The organism is Micromonospora coxensis, from assembly GCF_900090295.1.
Lineage (GTDB): Bacteria > Actinomycetota > Actinomycetes > Mycobacteriales > Micromonosporaceae > Micromonospora > Micromonospora coxensis.
This window is the reverse complement of the sequence record NZ_LT607753.1, coordinates 4,521,855-4,541,246: the sequence shown is the minus strand read 5'-3', so window position 1 is coordinate 4,541,246 and position 19,392 is coordinate 4,521,855. Positions and strand designations below refer to the sequence as shown.

At 72.0% G+C, this 19,392-nt stretch carries 15 protein-coding genes and 1 pseudogene; 4 read left to right on the top strand and 12 right to left on the bottom strand.

Annotation, left to right across the window (positions count from 1 at the left end):
• Positions 1-298 precede the first annotated feature (298 nt).
• The 11 genes and pseudogenes from manA to GA0070614_RS20770 form a co-directional block, all read right to left on the bottom strand.
• Positions 299-1,462: a mannose-6-phosphate isomerase, class I gene (gene manA / locus GA0070614_RS20820; protein ID WP_088977538.1), complete on the bottom strand. Its 1,164-nt coding sequence runs from the start codon at positions 1,460-1,462 to the stop codon at positions 299-301.
• Between the two features lie 2 nt (positions 1,463-1,464).
• Entirely contained in the window at positions 1,465-2,451 is a 987-nt protein-coding gene (locus tag GA0070614_RS20815; protein WP_088977537.1) for a cation diffusion facilitator family transporter, read from the bottom strand.
• 76 nt (positions 2,452-2,527) lie between these two features.
• Positions 2,528-3,724 carry an SIS domain-containing protein gene (locus tag GA0070614_RS20810; RefSeq protein ID WP_088977536.1) on the bottom strand — a complete coding sequence of 399 codons (1,197 nt, stop codon included), beginning with the start codon at positions 3,722-3,724 and terminating at the stop codon, positions 2,528-2,530.
• Positions 3,721-3,906, bottom strand: a complete 186-nt coding sequence (locus tag GA0070614_RS20805; protein ID WP_088963849.1) for a Trm112 family protein — start codon at positions 3,904-3,906, stop codon at positions 3,721-3,723. Before GA0070614_RS20805 ends, GA0070614_RS20810 begins: the two co-directional genes overlap by 4 nt.
• Before the next feature lie 62 nt (positions 3,907-3,968).
• Complete coding sequence (locus GA0070614_RS20800) at positions 3,969-5,351, bottom strand: phosphomannomutase/phosphoglucomutase (protein WP_088977535.1); 1,383 nt, start codon at positions 5,349-5,351, stop codon at positions 3,969-3,971.
• 69 nt (positions 5,352-5,420) lie between these two features.
• Positions 5,421-6,509: a hypothetical protein gene (locus GA0070614_RS20795; RefSeq protein ID WP_088979556.1), complete on the bottom strand. Its 1,089-nt coding sequence runs from the start codon at positions 6,507-6,509 to the stop codon at positions 5,421-5,423.
• Positions 6,510-6,874: 365 nt separating this feature from the next.
• A pseudogene (gene nfi, locus GA0070614_RS20790) lies at positions 6,875-7,564 on the bottom strand (deoxyribonuclease V); the annotation flags it as partial.
• Between the two features lie 142 nt (positions 7,565-7,706).
• A complete protein-coding gene (locus tag GA0070614_RS20785; protein WP_088977534.1) occupies positions 7,707-7,901 on the bottom strand; it encodes a hypothetical protein in 195 nt (64 codons plus the stop codon).
• A gap of 394 nt (positions 7,902-8,295) precedes the next feature.
• On the bottom strand, positions 8,296-12,342 hold the full coding sequence (locus tag GA0070614_RS20780; RefSeq protein ID WP_088977533.1) for a toxin glutamine deamidase domain-containing protein: 4,047 nt from the start codon (positions 12,340-12,342) through the stop codon (positions 8,296-8,298).
• 17 nt (positions 12,343-12,359) lie between these two features.
• Positions 12,360-12,704: a hypothetical protein gene (locus GA0070614_RS20775; RefSeq protein WP_088977532.1), complete on the bottom strand. Its 345-nt coding sequence runs from the start codon at positions 12,702-12,704 to the stop codon at positions 12,360-12,362.
• The gene (locus GA0070614_RS20770) at positions 12,697-13,128 is read right to left on the bottom strand and encodes a YbaB/EbfC family nucleoid-associated protein (protein WP_331715091.1); all 432 of its coding nucleotides are present in this window, start codon (positions 13,126-13,128) and stop codon (positions 12,697-12,699) included. Before GA0070614_RS20770 ends, GA0070614_RS20775 begins: the two co-directional genes overlap by 8 nt.
• A gap of 76 nt (positions 13,129-13,204) precedes the next feature.
• Here GA0070614_RS20770 and GA0070614_RS20765 point away from each other — a divergent pair, with 76 nt between their 5' ends.
• Positions 13,205-14,437, top strand: coding sequence for an SUKH-3 domain-containing protein (locus tag GA0070614_RS20765; RefSeq protein WP_172892470.1), 1,233 nt, complete (start codon positions 13,205-13,207; stop codon positions 14,435-14,437).
• A 15-nt stretch (positions 14,438-14,452) separates the two neighbouring features.
• Here the strand turns inward: GA0070614_RS20765 and GA0070614_RS20760 are convergent, their stop codons facing one another.
• Positions 14,453-15,892 carry an aldehyde dehydrogenase family protein gene (locus GA0070614_RS20760; protein ID WP_088977530.1) on the bottom strand — a complete coding sequence of 480 codons (1,440 nt, stop codon included), beginning with the start codon at positions 15,890-15,892 and terminating at the stop codon, positions 14,453-14,455.
• 140 nt (positions 15,893-16,032) lie between these two features.
• Between GA0070614_RS20760 and GA0070614_RS20755 the strand changes: the two genes are divergently transcribed.
• The 3 genes from GA0070614_RS20755 to GA0070614_RS20745 all read left to right on the top strand — a co-directional run bounded on the left by GA0070614_RS20755 (position 16,033) and on the right by GA0070614_RS20745 (position 19,390).
• Positions 16,033-17,466: a gamma-aminobutyraldehyde dehydrogenase gene (locus tag GA0070614_RS20755; protein ID WP_088977529.1), complete on the top strand. Its 1,434-nt coding sequence runs from the start codon at positions 16,033-16,035 to the stop codon at positions 17,464-17,466.
• 56 nt (positions 17,467-17,522) lie between these two features.
• The gene (gabT, locus tag GA0070614_RS20750; RefSeq protein WP_088977528.1) at positions 17,523-18,794 is read left to right on the top strand and encodes a 4-aminobutyrate--2-oxoglutarate transaminase; all 1,272 of its coding nucleotides are present in this window, start codon (positions 17,523-17,525) and stop codon (positions 18,792-18,794) included.
• A 179-nt stretch (positions 18,795-18,973) separates the two neighbouring features.
• Positions 18,974-19,390 (top strand): GntR family transcriptional regulator, encoded by a 417-nt coding sequence (locus GA0070614_RS20745; protein ID WP_088977527.1) that lies wholly within the window; start codon positions 18,974-18,976, stop codon positions 19,388-19,390.
• The last annotated feature ends 2 nt before the right edge of the window (positions 19,391-19,392 follow it).

Genomic DNA, 19,392 nt, shown 5'->3' with positions numbered 1-19,392 from the left:
TCCTGTCGAACGTTGTGCTGCGCGACCCTCCACCTTACGCGCGTGCCCGGAGGTCGCGGGGAGCACCGCCATGAATGAGGGCGGACAGCGCACGGGGCGGTCGGTGTGGACTGAGTTCCGTCCACGGCCGGCCGCCCCGTGCATCCCCCCGGTTTGGTTCCCCCGCACGTTCTCGGACTGTCGTCACGACAACGCTGCGTACTCATAGAGTCACACTGCGCCACAGCCGAGTCAAGCCATTTCGGGAAAGTCGGACTCGTGTCATCCAGGCGAGGCCCTCGCTGGACTACCGGACGGGTCAGTGGCCGCCGCAGGTCGCGACGAACGCCTCACCCTCGCCGGAGAAGACCAGCGACTGCGCCACCGCCGTGCCCACGGCGGCCTGCCCCGGGCCGAGGGTGACCACGCCGGCCCCGTCGTCCACCGAGAGCTTGCCGGCCCGGCAGAGCACCACCCGGGGCCCCGGCAACGGCAGCCGCACCTGCGGCGTGGCCGCGTCCACCGTCACCCGGTGCAGCGCGAAGTCGTCCACCGGCACCGGCCAGCAGACCACTCCCGGCGCCACCGGCCGCGCGGTGACCACCGGGTCGACCAGCACCTCGAACCGGAGCACCCGCAGCAGCTCGTCGACGTCCACGTGCTTCGGGGTCAGCCCACCGCGCAACACGTTGTCGCTGGCCGCCATGACCTCCACGCCGGTGCCCCGCAGGTAGGCGTGCAGGTTGCCGGCCGGCATCCAGATCGCCTCCCCCGGCGCCAGCTTCACGTGGTGCAGCAGCAACGCCACCAGCACCCCCGGGTCGCCCGGGTAGCCGGCGGCCAGCGCCCGCGCCAGCTCGGCGTCCGGGCCCGCGACGTCCGCCGCCACCACCGCCTCGACCAGCCCGGCCCGCTCCGCCGCGGGCCAGGTCAGCAGCAGGCGTACGGCCTCCCGGAGCCCGTCCGGTCCGGCGCGCAGCGCCGCCACCACCGGCTCCAGCGCCGGTACGCCGAACGCGGCGAGCACCTCCGCCGACTCGGCCGGGTCCCGGAAGCCGCAGAGCGCCTCCATCGGCGAGATGGCGACCAGCAGCTCCGGCTTGTGGTACGGGTCGACGTAGTTGCGGTGCCCGTCGGTGCGCGCCGCGTCGGCGGCGTGACCGGCCCGGGCCTGCTCGGCGTCCGGGTGCGCCTGCAGGCTCAGCGGGGCGTCCGCGGCGAGCACCTTCATCAGGAACGGCATCCGGGTGCCGAACCGGTCGACCACCCGCTCGCCGAGCCAGTGGTCCGGCTCGGCGACCAGCAGGTCGACCAGGCTCACCCGGTTGCCGTCCCGGTCGACCATGGCCGGGGCGCCCGGGTGGGCGCCCAGCCACAGCTCCGCCTCCGGTCCGTCGCTGGGCACCGGGCGCCCCTGCAACTCGGCGATGGCCGAGCGGGACCCCCAGGCGTAGTCGCGGATCGGCCCGTACAGCAGTTCCACGCTCAGCCTCCGGCCCGCCCCGACACCTCGTCCGTACCGGCCTCGGACCGCGCCGCGTCCGCCCGCCCGGCGGCTGCCGGGTTGTAGACGTCCGGCTCCAGGTAGATGACCCGGGCGAGCGGCACGGCGGCCCTGATCCGGTCCTCGACGGCGTTGATGTCGCGGGCCAGCTTCTCGACGTTGTCGCAGGGCGGCACGCCGATCTTGGCGGCCACCATCAGCTCCTCCGGCCCCAGGTAGAGCGTCTTCATGTGGATGATCCGCTCGACCTCCGGGCCCTCGGCGACCGCCTTCTCGATCGCGGCGACGTCGTGCTCGTCCGCGCCCTCGCCGAGCAGCAGGCTCTTGGTCTCGATGGCCAGGATGACCGCGATCGTCACCAGCAGCACACCGATCATCGCGGTGCCGAGCGCGTCCCACACACCGTTGCCGGTGATCAGGGTCATGCTGACGCCGAAGAGCGCGAAGACCAGACCGACCAGCGCGCCCAGGTCCTCCAGCAGCACCACCGGCAGCTCGGGCGCCTTGGCCCGGCGGACGAACTTCACCCACGACTGGTTGCCCCGGACGTGGTTCGACTCCACGATGGCGGTCCGGAAGGAGAACGACTCCATGATGATCGCCACCACCAGCACGACGACCGGCACCGCCTTGTACTCGTCGATGCCACCGCCCTCGTGCCACTTGTGGTACGCCTCGTAGAGGGCGAACAGACCACCGACGGTGAACAGCACGATCGACACGATGAACGCGTAGACGTAGCGCTCCCGGCCGTACCCGAAGGGATGCTGCGGGGTGGCCTCCCGCTTGGCCCGCTTGCCGCCGAGCAGCAGCAGGCCCTGGTTGCCCGAGTCGGCCACCGAGTGGATCGACTCCGCCAGCATCGACGACGAACCCGTCAGCAGGAAGGCGATGAACTTGGTGACGGCGATGCCGACGTTGGCCAGCAGGGCGGCGACGATCGCCTTCGTCCCGCCGCTGGCGCTCACGCCGCCACTCCGGGCTGCCGCGCGGCGGCGGGAGGCGCCACGCTGCTGAACCGGATGGTTCGCTCCCTGCGGTCGTTCACTGGTTTGCCAGCTCCTTCATCTCGGTGATCGCCGGGACCGCCATCGGGTCCAGGCCGTGGGCCAGTGCGAGGTAGATCGAGGCGAAGTCGGGCACCGCGACCAGTGAGGCGAGCCGTTCCAGCGCCGAGCCGCCCTCGGCGGTCACCACGTCGCAGCGGACCCCGCGCCGCTCGGCGAGGGTCTGCACCGCGTCGGCGCGGCGCTCCTCGACGGCCAGCGGCTCGTCGGTGTCGTCCTCGGCGTTCAGACCACCGTCGCGCAGCAGCACCAGCCGCAGCCGGGTCGGGTCGGCCTCGACGTCGGCCGGGTCGGCGAAGATGTCCCGCGTCGACTCGACCAGCCCGCCGAACACGCCGTCGAGCAGGCCGACCCGGCCCCGGCCGGCCTCACCGAGCGCCCCGGTCACCACCGGGTAGCGGGCGTTGGCCGAGAGGGTGTCGCCGAACCGCCGCGCCGCGACCGTGGCCAGCGGGGACGATCCCCACACGATCGGGATCGACCCGGCCAGCCCCAGCGCCAGCGATTTCGCCGGATTGACGAAGGACTCGGCGGTCGGCCGGCACCGGTCGGCGTCGGCGTCCAGCCGGGCCGCGGTCTCGGCCAGATCCGCCTCGTTGACCTTCACGAGGCCGAGCGTACGGGCGGCCAGCAGCACCGGCACGGTGAGCGCCCAGAGGCTGGCCCGGGCCGGGGCGCGCCGGGGCACCGGGATGAACGGCGCGCGGGCCCGCTCCGCCACCGACTGCAACTGCGAGTCCGGCGCGCCGACCGCGACCAGGCGGGCGCCCCGACGGTGCGCGGCCTCGGCGGCGCCCAGCGCCTCGGGGCTGCGACCGGAGGCGCTGACCGCGATCACCACGTCGGCCGCGCCGACCCAGCCGGGCACGCCGGCGCTGCGGTGCGGGATCACCGGCACCGGGCAGCGCGGCCCGGCCACCGTGGCGAGCACGTCACCGGTACGCCCGGCGGTGCCGATGCCGGCGATGACGACCGCGCGGGGCCGGCCCTCGTCCTCCAGCAGCTGCAGGTTCGCCTCGGCGGCCAGGGCCGCCGACTCGCGCACCTGGGCGCCCGCGGAGGCGGTGAACCGGAGCATGCCGCCCGGGTCCTGCTCGGCGAAGGTGTCCGGGTCGTCCAGCACGGCCTCGTCGGCCACCCGCCGGCCGCTGACGCCGGCCGTCCCGTCCATCACCGCTGCGCCTCCGGCCCGCCGCGCGCCTCGTCCAGCAGCAGCACCGGCACGTCGTCGCGGACCTCGAAGACCCGGCCGCACTCGGTGCAGGTGAGGGTCTGCGCCTGCGCGTCGTAGTCCAGCGGGGCGTGGTGTGTGTCCGGGCAGGCGAGGATCTCGAGCAACTGCGGGTCCAGGGCCACGGTGCGGCTCCTTCCACTGTGCGGTCGTCGTCGGCCGGCGGTGCCGACCGGCGCTGGGGATCTTATCGGCGAACCCGCTCCAGCACCTCGTCGCGCAGCGAGATCATCCGCTCCTCGGTCGGGCCCTCGACGTTGAGCCGCAGCAACGGCTCGGTGTTGGAGGCACGCAGGTTGAACCAGGCCCCGTCGGGGAAGCGCAGGGTCAGCCCGTCCAGCTCGTCGGCCTCCGCCTCCGGGTACGCGGCACGCACCTCGGCGACCTTCGCCGCCTGGTCCGCCACCGTGGAGTTGATCTCACCGGAGGCGACGTACCGCTCGAAGACACCAGCCAGGATCGACAGCGGCTGGGACTGCTCGCCCAGCGCGGCCAGGGTGTGCATGGCGGCGAGCATGCCGGTGTCGGCGAACCAGAAGTCGCGGAAGTAGTAGTGCGCGGAGTGCTCGCCGCCGAAGATCGCGTTGGTCCGGGCCATCTCGGCCTTGATGAAGGAGTGCCCGACCCGGGCCACCACCGGCTCGCCGCCGTGCTCCCGGATGATCTCCGGCACCGCGCGGGAGGTGATCAGGTTGTGGATCACCGTGGAGCCGGGGTGCTTGGCCAGCTCACGGGCCGCGACCAGGGCGGTGATCGCCGACGGGGAGACCGGCTCGCCCCGCTCGTCGACGACGAAGCAGCGGTCGGCGTCCCCGTCGAAGGCCAGGCCGATGTCCGCGCCGTGCGCGACCACGGCACGCTGCAGGTCGACCAGGTTCTTCGGGTCCAGGGGGTTCGCCTCGTGGTTGGGGAAGGTGCCGTCCAGCTCGAAGTAGAGCGGCACGATCTCCAGCGGCAGGGCCGGCAGGGCGGCGTCACCGAGCACGGTGGGCACGGTGTGCCCGCCCATGCCGTTGCCCGCGTCCACGACCACCTTCAGCGGCCGGATGGTCGACAGGTCGACCAGCTTGCGCAGGTAGGCGGCGTAGTCGGCGAGCAGGTCCCGCCGCTCGGCCGGGGCCACCGGCTCACCGGCCGGACGCTCACCGCGGTCCAGCAGGGCCTGGGCCCGCTCCCGGATGTCGGCCAGGCCGCTGTCCTGCCCGATGGGGCGGGCGCCGGACCGGCACATCTTGATGCCGTTGTACTGCGCCGGGTTGTGGCTGGCGGTGAACATCGCCCCGGGCAGGTCCAGCGCGCCGGAGGCGTAGTAGAGCATGTCGGTGGAGGCCAGCCCCAGCTCGATCACCCGCCGCCCCTCGGCCCGGACGCCGGCCGCGAAGGCAGCCGCCAGGCCGGGACCGGTGGCGCGCATGTCGTGCGCGATCAGCACCGCCTCACCCGGCTCGCCGCCGGCGTTGAGGACCTGGGTGAACGCCGCCCCGAGGGCCTCAGCCGTACGCTCGTCCCACTGGTCGGGCACCGTCCCCCGGACGTCGTACGCCTTCACGATCTGGGACAGGTCAGACACCGGTTTCGCTCCTCGGCAGCAGGTCGTCAACGAACCTGAGCGTATCGGAGCGGACGGGCCCGTCCCGTCCTAGCCGGGCAGGCGGGGCATCACCGTCGTCGCGTCACCGCCGGCGGGCGGCGGGGTCTGCGGGGCCGGCGGCGCCGAGGTGGGCCGCTGCGGCCCCGGGTGCGCGCGGTCCGGCGCGGCCGGAGCGCCGTACACGCCGCCGGTGGGGCGGGACGCCGGGTTGACCGTCGGGTACGCGCCGGGGCTGCCGTAGAGGCCGCTGGAGCGGGGCACGGGAGGGGCCTGCTGGCCGTACACCTGGCCGGTCGGCGCCGGGGTGCCGCCCGGCAGCCCGCCGCCGGAGCGGTAGGTGGTCGGACCGGGGTTGCGCGGCAACGGCACGCCCGGGTGGGCCGCCGGCCCCTCGGCGTGCGAGCGGTCCTTGCGGTTGTTGCGGACGAGAAGGGCGATCAGCCCGACGCCGACGGCGACCAGGGCGATGCCGAACCACATGAGCATGGATCCTCCGGAGGACTCTTCGGCAGCGGCGGTGGCCTGGCCGGTGGTCGGGGCGGCGAGGACGGCCCGATTCGGCTCGTCCGTGGCGGGGGTCTCGATCGCGCTCGGGCTGGGGGTCGGGGTGGGCCTGCTGCTCGGCGTCGGGGAGGCGGCAGCCCGACCACCGACCCGGGAGGTGTCCACGGCCCGGCCGACGAGCCGGCCGACCGCGGTCGTCGCCTCGCCGACCACCTCCAACCGGCCCGCGGGTGCGCCCGCGAGGAACGCGACCCGGTACCGGACGGTGATGCTCTTCCCCTTGCACAACGTCGCACCGGCCGGCGAGGTACGGGCGGTGGCCACGCTGCCACCGCCACCGGAGACCGCCACCGGGAACCAGCGGCCTCCGACGTTCACCTGTACCCGCACCCGGTCGGGGTTCAACCCCGTCAGGCGCAGCCCGATCGACGTGCGCAGCTGCACGCACCCGTCGGTGCGCCTGCGCACCTCCAGCGAGACGCCGCCGGGAGAGCCACCGGCGGCGAAGGCGCTCGCCGCCCGCACCCCGACCCGGTCGGAGTCCGCGTACGCGGGGACGACGCCGACGACCAGCAGGCCACCCAGCAGGGCGCCCGCCGTCACCAGGCGCGCCACGTGCCGACGCACCGACATCTCCACCTCACCGTCTCCGCCCCACCGGCGTCCGGCGGTCAGGCTACTACCGGGTCAGGGGGTCCCTCGCTCATTGAACGCTCCACATGTGTGCGGCATTACCCTGCCGGCCGTGGCCTGGATCACGCCGGCCGTGCCGCTGCCGTCCGATCAGCGGCCCCACCCGGTCCACCGCCTGCTGCTCGACTCGGGTCGCCCGGCCCGCTGCCTGCTCCTTCGCCCGTGTCGCCCGTGTCGCCCGGTCTTGCGCCGCTGTCGCCCTCGCCGGTGGCAGCGTCGCCCGGTCCACTGCCGGCGATGGTGTCGACCCGGCTGGGGCCGGTGCCGACCGGTCCGGCTGCCGGCAAGGCGGCGGATGCCAGGGCTGCGGCGAGGGCGTCACGGCAGAGCCGGTCGGCGGTCCGGGTGGTCTCCGGCAGCCGGTAGCTGGGAGTGAGGGCGAGCACCTGGTCGACGGCGTTGTCGAGACTCATCCGGTGCCCGACGCTGACGAAGACCGGCTTCACCCCGTCGCGGGTACGCAGCACCCGCCCCACCGTCTCGCCCCGGTCCACCAGCGGAGTGCTGGCGCCCCGCTCCCGCGCCGGCTCGGTCCACTCCCCGACCAGAGGCGTCTTGCCCACCCCGATCGCCGGCAACCCGGTGACCACACCCAGGTGGCAGGCCAGCCCGAACCGACGCGGGTGGGCCAGCCCGTGCCCGTCGCAGACCAGCAGCTCGGGGCGGATGGTCAACCCGTCCAGCGCGGCCAGCAGCGCCGGCATCTCCCGGAAGGCGAACAGCCCCGGCACGTACCCGAACGCCGGCCGTCCCACACTGACCGCCTGGTCCACCACGGCGAACGTCGCGGTGTCGAGCACGGTCACCGCCGCCGCCAGCAGGTCACCGCTCTCGGCGTACGCCACGTCGAGGCCGGCTACGGTCGCGGGGCGGCGCGGGCCCGGCCCGGTCAGGTCGGTGAGCGGTCGCAACCGATCCTGCACGGCCACCGCCTCGGCCACGGTGCGCGGCTGGTTGTGGACTTGGTCCTGGATCTGACGCTGGCCTTGACCCATCGCTGTTGGCGGTGGCTGCTCGTTGCCACCGACCTCTGTCGGTACGTGTTGGTCATTCCGCTCCGGTTCGCGCATGTCGTGGTGTCCCGCCATGCCGGACACCTCCATATCGCTTCGACGGACTGGATCGCCTTTCACAGTGTCACATCACCGCCCCAGACCCGCTTTTCACCGCACCGCCCCTTCGCATGGCGCCGAGGGCCATAGCGGAGACGATGCTGATCGTGATTCCGAAGGCCGCTACTGAGGCGTCCTGACACATGGCCAGACCAATGACGATGCCGAAAAATGCCATTCCGGCGGCGAGCTGCCGCTTCATGACCTCGCTTTCCGCCATCGCTTCACCCTATGCAGCCGGCGCAAGCCGGTTCCCTCCACATCCCGCTCAGATGGCACAGGAATTCTCGAGTTTCGCAGCTGGGAAGCATTTCGGCCAGCCGAATGAGCGGGTGCGAAGCTCGAGACCGGTCTAACCCTCGCCCGCCTGCCGGAACGTTCGCTCAATATCCTCCGACTTAGGCAGGGGTGAACCGCCGGTCACATCAACCGCAACTGCCTCCATGGCAGCTCTTTCCACGGGCTGAAGCCGATCCAGGTTCCGATAGTCAGCCAAAAAACGGAAAGCAAGGTCAGGATTATATGACCAAGACTTTTGGCGGTGGTCCCAAATGACCGCATGCCCTCCGATCTCGTCAACCACAAACAACCCAGAGGGCCTGACCCTCTCCTCGTCACGGTAGAGAACGTAGTAGGTCAACATCAGACCGCTCCATTCGATGCTCCAACTCGGGCGCGATCGGAAAGTCGTGCCCCGTCAACCCCAACCGACCAACCACGTCCACAAACCTCGATCCGGCCGTTTCCAGAGCACGACGATAGGCCGCCCACGTCTCGGGGTAGACACTGATCCACTTGGCGAAGCTACCGTCCTTCGTCGGGAATTTCGAGTCCAACCGCAAGGGCACCTCGTCAGGCATACCTGCCCGCCTGTTGACCGCAAGCATTTCCAGTAGAGCCTCCAGCCTCTCCACCGGAGATCTGTCAGAACGGCGCAAGACCTCATAAGCGTGGTGCGTCTGCAGCCATGCGGCCCTTGATGACTCTGTATGCAACTGCAACTCGAACACCTGCCCCTCAGGTGATCGCACGGTGCAGTTGAAGCCGTAGAAGCGGTTCCCTGCACGCCAGAAGTTCTTGCAAGCTCGGTCGTCGACGGAGAAGCCGTCGCGCCGCAACTCATCCAACACTCGATCAACAGCGACAGCGTAATGTTCCTTACTGGGCAACACCAGGCAGAATCGCAGCACATCGTTCACCTCGCTGCCGAACTCCTCCGCCGCAATCCCGAAGACGGCCGCCTCATCGAGAAACTTACGGGCGAGGGAGTGCAGAGACTTCAGCCGATGCTCTTGGTCCCTCATCTCTACCCACCCACTGGCACCCTGCGCGGCACTGATGCGGTCACAGACGGCTGCCACTCGAGCTTCGACCGCTTCAGCAACACTCCCGGCACGTTGATGCAGTTCGGTCAGCACGGCGCGGTCGGCTGCGGAAAGCAGCCCCATCGGATCCGCAGCACTGCCATGAGGAGCCTCTGATGCAGAGGATCCGTCGCGCTCTTCACTCGATGAGGCAGCCGCGCCTGTCGGTCCGGCGGGGCGGTTCAGGTACGGGTCGCCCGCCCTCACCGCTTCGTCCGGCGCCGACGGATGGTCGGGCAGCTCCGGCAGGGCGCTGAACCGGCCACGGGCCAACCCGTCCAGCGGCATCGGTCGCCCGTCCCCACCGAGCACCAACACGTCGATGCCGACCACGTTGTCCTCGTGGGCCACCCCGGCATGCCCGTACAGCGGCTGGTCACGGACCGCGCCGCTCTGCGGATCCAGATAGAGGATGGTGCCGTCCTGGTTGACCGCGACCCAGGCGTGCGAACCTCCGCCCTCCCACTCGGTGATGAGGAAGGCGTAGCTTCCGTGGCCACCGAGCTGCAACTGGTGCTGCAGGTCGTCGAAGCGGCGGTCGACGACGTGACGCGTCAGGTTCGGGCTCCACTCCTCGTCATCCGGGATCGCGAGGAGCCGCTGGAAGCGCCCGCCGGTCACCTCCTCCACCCGACCGGGACCGCCCTGCTCGCCCATGATCGGCCGTGAGATGTCGCCGTCGGTGTAGCCGTCGAAGGTGCGCGGCGCGGAGACGCGGGGCCGGCCGTGCACCCAGGTGTCGTAGAGCGACAGCGTGCAGTCGAGGCAGTTGATGCCCCGGGTGGGATCCGCCTGCGACCCTCCGTCGTTGGCGAGCGCGAACCACCCGCCCTCGCGGGGATCGGCGGTACGGACCACGCTGCCGTCTGCGTTACGCGGCATCGCCCGCTCGAGGTCGGTCTGGTGCAACGCCAGCGGCGGCCGTAGACCGCCCCACCGCCCGTAGGGGCGGGAACGGTCGATCGGCGGTGGATGGTCGTCCCAGGTCAACGCCGACCAGTCACTCGTCTCCACCGCACCGAGAGCGAGCTCCGCCACGTCGTCGTTGAGTCGCTGGAAGTCGGCCGGATCGTCAATGACGACCTGCTCCGGCACGACCCTGCCGTCCCGGACAGCGTCCGCCCAGTCGGTGAACTCGTACGATTCCCGCTCCGCGACGTTACTGGCCTCGAACATGTGCTCAGCACGGAGCGAGAGGCCCGCCTCGAGCAGTTGGCGCGCGCGATGCTTCAACCATCGTGCTCGGTCGAGATAGTGACTTGCTGATTGCAGAAGATGTGCGCCCAGGTCCCGCCGCCGCCTGTCTTCGTACCAAGCGCGTTGCGACTCGAAGTAGCCCTGGTAGCGGCGCCGCTCCAGCGCCTCACGTTCTGCGGCCCACTTGGCGGCATACCACTCGGGTGTCCTCGGGCGGAGCTCGTCACCGCCGTTGCTCGGCGATGGCGACACAGGAGGCGGCACGTCGGACGGTGGTGGTGCGGCCGTCCTGGGAGCCAGCGCCTCCAACTCGGGAAAGCGGCTCGGTTTCCGCGCCGTGCTGTCGTCGCTGTTTCGCTCCGTCGCCGCGCCGCCCGGGATCGGGGCCGGATCCGCACCGAATTCCGATGGATGCCGTGGAGTGGAGGGCGGAGCAACGGTCGAGGCGGTGGGGTGGGATGCCGCCACCGGTGTGTGAGGCGCCGCCGTCCCGGCGCGACCGTACTGCGAATCGAGGAGAGGCGTGCTGCCGGCCGAGGACGTGGCGCCGACCACCCCACTGGCGGATCCGGCCGAAGACACGGATGTCCCTGCGCTGCCAAGTCCCATCGTGGGGGCGGACGGTGACACGGTAACCGGGCCGGATGTCGCCATGGTTGCCGTCGTTGTCGGCTGGACGGTCGACTGACCCGCCGTCGCCGGCACATCGGCCGGCGGGTGCGGGAGCGACGGCGGACGCTCGACCGCTACCGAGGACAGCGTTGGGCTGGCAGAGCTGGAGTTGCTTCCGGTAGCCCCGTCGGCAACCACAGCGCCGGTCGACGCGGCGAGGGCCGCCGTCGATCCTGTGTCCCCGACCGAAGCGGGCGACGCGCCACTCGTAGTCGCAGCGACCGGGCCCGACTGGGTGGCGAACATGGGGCTGTCGGCAACGCCCACGACCGTGCCACCTGCACTCGACACGGCAGGCGCGGACGTGCCCGCATCGACGCTCGCGCTTCGAGGAGAGGGGACCTCGCCCCCAGTCGTCACCGCCGGTGGCGGCGCAAGCGGCAGGTCCATCGGTGGGACGGGTGTGGCGAGCGCGCCCAACTGGCTGTCGAGGCGGGCACGCAGTGTCGCGTCCGCCTGACCGGTCGCGGAGCCGGTGGCGCCGGACACGGCCGCCCGGGCCGCGTCCTCCGGCGACAGCACGCCCTGGCCGGTGGCCAGGCTGGCCGCCCCCTCGGCCATCGTCTCGCCGGTCATCTCCCGGCCGAAGTGCTCGGCGATGCGCCCGCCGCGTCCCTGGGCGTGCCGTCCCAACCCGGCCAGGGGCGCCACCGCACCGCCGGCCAGGCCACCGACGGCCGACGCGCCCAGGTCGGCCATGTCCAGGCCGTCGCGTCGTCCGGTGGTGTTCTGGTACGCCTGCGTGGCGAGGTTGATCCCGGACTCCTCCGCCGCCTCCTCCAGCCCGCCCTTGAGGGAGCGCTTGCCGAGCCCGCGCATGCCGTCCTTGGTCACCTGCTTGGCGGCGCGCTCCCCGGCCTCCTTGAGGCCCGCCTTGAGCTCCTTCTTCGCGAGTTGGGCCAGCAGGCGCTTGAAGATCTGCTGGACCAGGACCCGGGTGGCGGTGATCGCCGCTGCGGCGGCCGGCGACGCCGCCCCGGCGGTCAGCACCGCCGCCACGGCCAGCGCGATCAGCTCGACGACGAGGATGCCCAGCTCGATCCAGACTTCCAGCTTGGCGCCCTCGATGTCGCAACCGCACTCCTCGACGAGCCGGCCCAGGTCGTTGCTCACCGCGAGCAGGACGGCCAGCGGCGCGTCGTCGCCCTCGGCCACCCGCCGCCAGGCGGTGTCGAACGCCTCGGCCACCAGACCGACGCCGCCGTACCCGCTGCGGACCTCGGCGGCGGCGGTGATCGCGTCGTCGCGGGGCCCGGTCAGCGTCGACGCCACCGCGTACCACTGGTCGGCGAGTTCCCACACGGCACGCTCGTCGCCCTCGGGCCACTCCACCCCGATGATCCAGTCGAAGGCTTCGTAGACCCAGCCCGGCAGGTCCCAGGGGCTGTACTGGAGCGGATGCGGGATCGGGCTCGGCAGGATGCTCACGCCTGGTCCTCCGCAGGTCAGCGCCGGTAGTCGTGCCGGCCGGCGACTCCGTCGAAGCGCCGGCCGCTCGCGGTGTCGGTGTCCACGGTGGCCTGGACGGAGGTGACCACGTCCGCGCCGAGTCCGGCCAGCGAACGACCGAGGCCCTCCCAGGCGCGCAACAGCGTCTCCTCGTAGCCCCGGTAGCTCTTCTCGAACGCGGCCCCGATGTCGTCGCGGCCCCAGGGCCGCTGGGCGCTCGCCGCCGCGATCCGGCCGCCGACCTCCCGCCGCCGGCTGCCGACCGCTTCGCCGGCCAGGTGGAGGTCCTTGCCTCCCCGGCGGGCCCGGTCCGGGTCGAGCCAGAGCTGTCCCTCAGCCACGCCGCTCCCCCTCGCCTCGGAACACCGCGTCGGCCCGGCCGAGCAGCGCCCCGAAATCACCGGTACGCAGGAACTCCACCGAACCCGACCCGGCCGGCAGGTAGCCGGCGACGAGGTCCTGGGTGGTGGCGACGGCCGTCGCGGTGGCCCGGTGCACCGTCAGGGTGATCTTCCGACTCAGCGCCTTGGCGTCACGGTCGTGGAAGACGCTGGGATGGAGTTCCACCGAGATCAACTCGCCCCGCGCTCCCACGGTCGCGGTCACCTGACCGTCGTCGGAGCGTTCGGTGACCCGCAGCTGCGCCAGTTTCGTCTGCAGTTCGTCCAGACCGGACCGGAGCCGCTGGTACTGCCCGTGGATCTCCTCGAACCGCGCCCGGAGCGCGCGATTGGCGTCCCGGTCGACACTCTCGGCCAACGCCACCCTCCCCCGGTCACGTTCAGTCAGGCGAACCATACCGGGCGCCACGGAATCGTGGGGGTCCGGTAGTTTCTGCCTCGTGATCGATCGCCAGCAGGCCGAGCAACTCGCCACGGTGTGGGCCCGCCGCGACTCCGAGCGCCTGGGGTACGAATGCCGGCCCCGGGTCGACGAGTTCGATCTGGGTTACGTCATCAGGTCGGTCGTCGCGCCGGAGGTCGACACCGTCCCCGGTGACCTGCCCACCACGGTCGTCGACAAGGAGACCGGCGAGGTCTCCACCTGGCCCCGGGTGCCGGCCACCGCGGTCGAGCAGATGTACCGCCGTAGTCGCCCCACCGGCACGCCCGCGCCGCGCACCGTCGATCCGGCGAGCCAGTTGCTCCGCGAGATCCGCCGGCTGCCGACTCCGGCCACCGTCGCCCACCTGACCGTCGACGGCCGGACGTACGTGGCCCAGGGCGCCAAGGGCGACGTCGAGCTGCACCACCACCCGCTGGTCCGCGCCTACCTGGACGAACTGCCGGCCGGGCATCTGGTCCGGGGCGGGGACCGTCACGCCGAGCTGATCGTCGTCTCCGACGTCCTCCACGAGTACGACCACCGCCGCGCCGCCGCCGGCCAACCTCCACTGACGACCGAGGAAGCCCGGGGGCTGCTGGCCAACGGCAGGCTGGAGGTCTTCCGCGTCCGGGAATCCGGCGATCCGGCCGCTGGCAGGACGGAAAACCTGTGCGAGTCGTGCACGACGGCTCTTGTCCGTCTCGGCCCCCTCCCGTGGGGGGAGCTAGGAGCAATCACGGAGCCTCCTGCGCTCGACCGGCAGATTCCGGATCCCGACCGCTTCCCACCTGAGGTCGCCCAAGCCCTCGCCGATGCGGGCTGGGATCAGAATCCCCTGAACTGGGCCATGGCCGAGGGTGCCATCGCCGAAACATGCGAGGTGGCAGGTCGGACGCATCGGCATGAGCCGTTTCCGGCCGCCGAACGTGTCTTCCTGGATTTCCCGGCGATCGGAACGTTCCGCCGGCGGCCGGGGCGGGAGGTGTGGGTTCGTCTCTTCGACACCAATCCGCTACGAGCCGCGCACACCGCCGACACCCTCGCCGACTTCGGCGCCGTCCTCGGCGTCCGGCTCTTCCCGATCGGCTCGGAGCGTCAGGACAGCATCCTCGCGGTCGACGAGCGGGGCAGGATCTTCGCCCTCGACCAGGCCGGCGAGTGGTTCCTCGGCGACGACGTCGACGCCGCGCTGACCACGCTGCTGCTCGGCCTCACCCCACGGCGGGTCCACGACGACGGCACCTGGTGACCCCCGGCGGGGAAGCTACAACCGCATCCCGGTCAGCACCATCACCCGCGGCTCGGTGTAGTCCTCCATCGCGCTGCGCAGCCCTTCGCGTCCGACCCCGCTGCCCTTGACGCCCCCGTACGGCATCTGGTCGGCCCGGTACGACGGCACGTCGCCGACGATGATCCCGCCGACCTCTAGCACCCGGGCGGCCTCGAACGCCACGTCGAGGCGGTGCGTGAAGACTCCCGCCTGCAACCCGTAGGCCGAGTCGTTGACCGCGGCGAACGCCGCCCGGTCGGTCTCGGCCCGGGCGACCACCAGGACCGGCCCGAAGACCTCCTCGGCGCAGACCTTGGCCGAGGCCGGCACCCCGGACAGCACGGTCGGCGGGTAGGTGGCGCCGTCGCGCCGGCCGCCCACCTCGATGGTGGCCCCGGCGGCGACGGCCTCGTCCACCCACGCCTCGACCCGGCGCGCGGCGTCCTCCGACACCAGCGGCCCGACGTCGGTCGACTCCGACGTGGGGTCGCCGGTGCGCAGTTCCTGCACCGACGCGACCAGCCGGGGCAGGAAGCCGTCGTAGAGCCACTCGTGCACGAACACCCGCTGCACGGCGATGCAGGACTGCCCGGCCTGGTAGTTGGAGAAGGTGGCGATCCGGTGCGCGGCGAAGGTGAGGTCCTCGTCGGCGGCCCAGTCCTCGCAGATCACCGCCGCCGCGTTGCCGCCCAGTTCGAGGGTGACGTGCTTCTCCGGCACGGAGCGGCGGATCGCCGCGCCGACCGGGCCGGATCCGGTGAACGACACCACCGGCAGGCGCGGGTCGGTGACCAGTTCGGCGGCGCGCTCGTTGGGCAGCGGCAGCACCGAGAACATGCCCGCCGGCAAATCGGTGGAGGCCAGGATCTCCCCGAGCAGCAACGCGGACAGCGGGGTCGCCGGGGCCGGCTTGACGATGATCGGCGCGCCGACCGCGATCGCCGGGGCGACCTTGTGCGCGACCAGGTTGAGCGGAAAGTTGAACGGGGCGATGCCCAGCACGGGCCCTCGGGGCACCCGCCGCACCAGGGCGATCCGTCCGGTCGCCGTCGGGTCGGTGTCGAGGCGTTGCAGCTCTCCGGAGAAGCGGCGGGCCTCCTCCGCCGCCCAGCGGAACGTCGACACCGCGCGTCCCACCTCGGCCCGCGCCCACTTGACCGGCTTGCCGTTCTCGGCGGTGATCAGCGCCGCGACCTCGTCGGCCCGTTCGGCCAGCCGGCGGGACACGTGGTCCAGGGCCGCCGCCCGGGCGTGCGCGGGCAGGGCCGCGGCCTCCGCCGCCACGCCGGCCGCCGCCGCGACGGCGGCTTCGACCTGGTCGGCGGTGGCGAGGGTGGTACGCCCCACCGTCCGGCCGTCGTACGGGTGGGTGACGGTCAGCTCGCCCTCGCCGTGGACTTCCCGGCCGGCGACATAGAAGGCTCTCGGCTCCACGTCGGCAGCGTAGACGACTCCCCACCCGCACGGAAACAGTCGCCATGGGCCTTGTCTGCCGCGAATTCAGTAGCCAAGATGGCAGACAGATTGCGATTACCTCCGCTGACCATCCCCCGGCCACCCTCGGAGTCACCCCCATGAGCGACCAGCAGAAGCTCCGTAACTTCATCAACGGCGAGTACGTCGACCCGGTGGACGGCGGGTACGCCGACCTGATCGACCCGTGCACCGGGGAGGTGTTCGCCCAGGCGCCGGTCTCCGGCGCGACGGACGTGGACGCGGCGATGACGGCCGCCGCCACCGCCTTCGAGAGTTGGCGGGACACCACTCCCGCCGAGCGGCAGCGGGCGATGCTGAAGCTCGCCGACGCGGTGGAGGCGCGCGCGGCCGAGCTGGTCGACGCCGAGGTGCGCAACACCGGCAAGCCGCGCCAGCTCACCGCCGACGAGGAGCTGCCCCCGGCGGTGGACCAGTTCCGCTTCTTCGCCGGGGCGGCCCGCCTGCTCGAAGGGCGTTCGGCCGGCGAGTACCTGGCCGGGCACACCTCCTACGTGCGGCGGGAGCCGATCGGGGTGTGCGCGCAGGTGACCCCGTGGAACTACCCGCTGATGATGGCGGTCTGGAAGATCGCCCCGGCGCTGGCGGCCGGCAACACGGTGGTGCTCAAGCCGTCGGACACCACGCCGGTGTCGACGCTGCTGCTCGCCGAGATCGCGGCCGAGTTCTTCCCGCCGGGGGTGTTCAACGTGGTCTGTGGCGACCGGGACACCGGTCGTACCCTGGTGGCGCACCCGACCCCGCAGTTGGTGTCGATCACCGGCTCGACCCGCGCGGGCATGGAGGTCGCGTCCGCCGCCGCGCCCGACCTGAAGCGGACCCACCTGGAGCTGGGCGGCAAGGCCCCGGTGGTGGTCTTCGACGACGCGGACGTCGCGGCGGCGGCCGAGGCGATCGCGGTGGGCGGCTACTTCAACGCCGGCCAGGACTGCACCGCCGCGACCCGGGTGCTCGCCGGTCCCGGCGTGTACGACGACTTCGTCGCCGCCCTCACCGAGCAGGCCCGCGGCACGAAGACGGGCGCGCCCGACGACGACGTCCTCTACGGCCCGCTGAACAACGCCAACCAGCTCGCCCGGGTACGCGGCTTCGTGGACCGTCTCCCGAACCACGCGAACGTCGAGACCGGCGGCTCACCGCTCGGCGAGCGCGGGTACTTCTACGCCCCGACCGTCGTCTCCGGGGTCCGGCAGGCCGACGAGATCGTCCAGGACGAGGTGTTCGGCCCGGTCATCACCGTGCAGCGCTTCGCCGACGAGGACGAGGCGGTGCGCTGGGCCAACGGCGTCGACTACGGCCTGTCGGCCTCGGTCTGGACGAAGGACCACGGCCGGGCGATGCGGATGACCCGCCGGCTCGACTTCGGCTGCGTCTGGGTCAACACCCACATCCCGTTCGTCTCGGAGATGCCGCACGGCGGCTTCAAGCACTCCGGGCACGGCAAGGACCTCTCGGTCTACAGCCTGGAGGACTACACCCGGATCAAGCACGTCATGCACCACATCGAGGGCTGAGCCGTGCGCGCGACGAGGGAGCCGAGCCGGACGGCCACGAACGAGAGAGGCACACCGTGACGTCGTCGGAGGAGTTGCACAAGCGGCGTGGCGCGGCGGTCGCCCGCGGCGTCGGCAGCGTCGTGCCGTACTACGTGGACCGGGCCGCGGGCGGCACCCTCACCGACGTCGACGGCCGGCAGTGGATCGACTTCGCCGCCGGCATCGCGGTCACCAACGTCGGCAACTCCGCCCCCCGGGTGGTCGAGGCGGTGAAGGCGCAGGTCGAACGCTTCACCCACACCTGTTTCATGGTCGCCCCGTACGAGTCGTACGTGGCGGTGTGCGAGCAGTTGAACCTGCTCACACCGGGGACGTTCGAGAAGCGTTCGGCGCTGTTCAACTCCGGCGCCGAGGCGGTGGAGAACGCCGTGAAGATCGCCCGGCACGCCACGGGCCGGCCGGCGGTGGTGGTCTTCGACCACGCGTACCACGGGCGGACCAACCTGACCATGGCGCTGACCGCGAAGAACATGCCGTACAAGCACCGGTTCGGGCCGTTCGCCGGGGAGATCTACCGGGTGCCGATGTCGTACCCGCTGCGCGACGGCGGTCTCTCCGGCGCCGAGGCGGCGGCCCGGGCGATCGAGACGGTGGAGAAGCAGGTGGGCGCGGAGAACGTGGCCGCGCTGCTGATCGAGCCGATCCAGGGCGAGGGCGGTTTCGTCGTACCCGCGCCGGGGTTCCTGCCGGCGCTGCGCGAGTGGGCGACCGCCACCGGCGTGGTGTTCGTCGCCGACGAGATCCAGACCGGCTTCTGCCGTACCGGCGACTGGTTCGCCTGCCAGCACGAGGGCGTCGAGCCGGATCTGGTCACCCTGGCCAAGGGCATCGCCGGTGGGCTGCCACTGGCGGCGGTGACCGGCCGGGCCGAGTTGATGGACGCGGTGCACGTCGGCGGCCTCGGCGGCACGTACGGCGGCAACCCGCTCGCCTGTGCGGCGGCGCTGGCGAGCATCGAGACCATGCACGAGCTGGACCTGGCCGCCGCCGCACGCCGGATCGGGCGGGTGATGGGTGACCGGCTGCGCGCGATCGCCGCCCGTGACCCGGGTATCGCCGAGGTGCGCGGGCGCGGCGCGATGCTCGCCGTGGAGCTGGTCCGGCCGGGCACGCTGACGGCCGACCCGGCTGCGGCGGCGGCCGTCTCGGCGGCCTGCCACGCCGCCGGCCTGCTCACCCTGACCTGCGGCACGTACGGCAACGTGCTGCGGTTCCTGCCGCCGCTGGTCATCTCCGACGAGGAGCTGAACCGGGGTCTGGACATCCTGGACGCCGCCGTCGGCTGACCCCCGTCCCACCCGCCGCCCGAACCCGTCCCTCGCCCGAGGGGCGGGTTCGGTGCGCTCTCCACCCAGGACCGGCCCGCCTCGCCCCGGGCGTCGGGGGCTGCCGCCGGCAGGGGCCCCGTCGGACCATCCTGTCTTATAGTCTTACTGTCGTAGGACAATAGAAGGGTTGGTCCTGGGTGATCGAGTTCGTGCTGAACAGCCGGTCCAGGGTGAACACGTACGTGCAGCTGATTCAGCAGGTCAAACAGGCCCTCCGCGTGGGGTTGCTGACGCCGGGCGACCAGCTGCCCAAGGTCCGCGACGTCGCGCAGTCGTTGGCGATCAACCCGAACACGGTGTTGAAGGCGTACCGCGAGTTGGAGATCGAGGGCCTGGTGGAGGGCCGCCCCGGGGTGGGCACCTTCGTCCGGCGCAGCCTCGCCGACGCGCCCCTGGCCAACCAGGTCGAGCTGCGCGAGGAGCTCGTCGCCTGGGTGCAGCGGGCCCGGGCTGCGGGGCTCGCCCCGGAGGACGTCACCGCCCTGGTCGAGACCACCATGCGGGCCGCACTCGCCGCCGAGGCGTCGCGCGACGAGACCGCACGAGCGGAATGAGA

Bases quoted from the DNA above. Each gene is read 5' to 3' on its own strand.
- GA0070614_RS20795 (WP_088979556.1), bottom strand. From the start codon at position 6,509: ATGTCGGTGCGTCGGCACGTGGCGCGCCTGGTGACGGCGGGCGCCCTG.
- GA0070614_RS20785 (WP_088977534.1), bottom strand. From the start codon at position 7,901: ATGGCGGAAAGCGAGGTCATGAAGCGGCAGCTCGCCGCCGGAATGGCA.
- GA0070614_RS20755 (WP_088977529.1), top strand. From the start codon at position 16,033: ATGAGCGACCAGCAGAAGCTCCGTAACTTCATCAACGGCGAGTACGTC.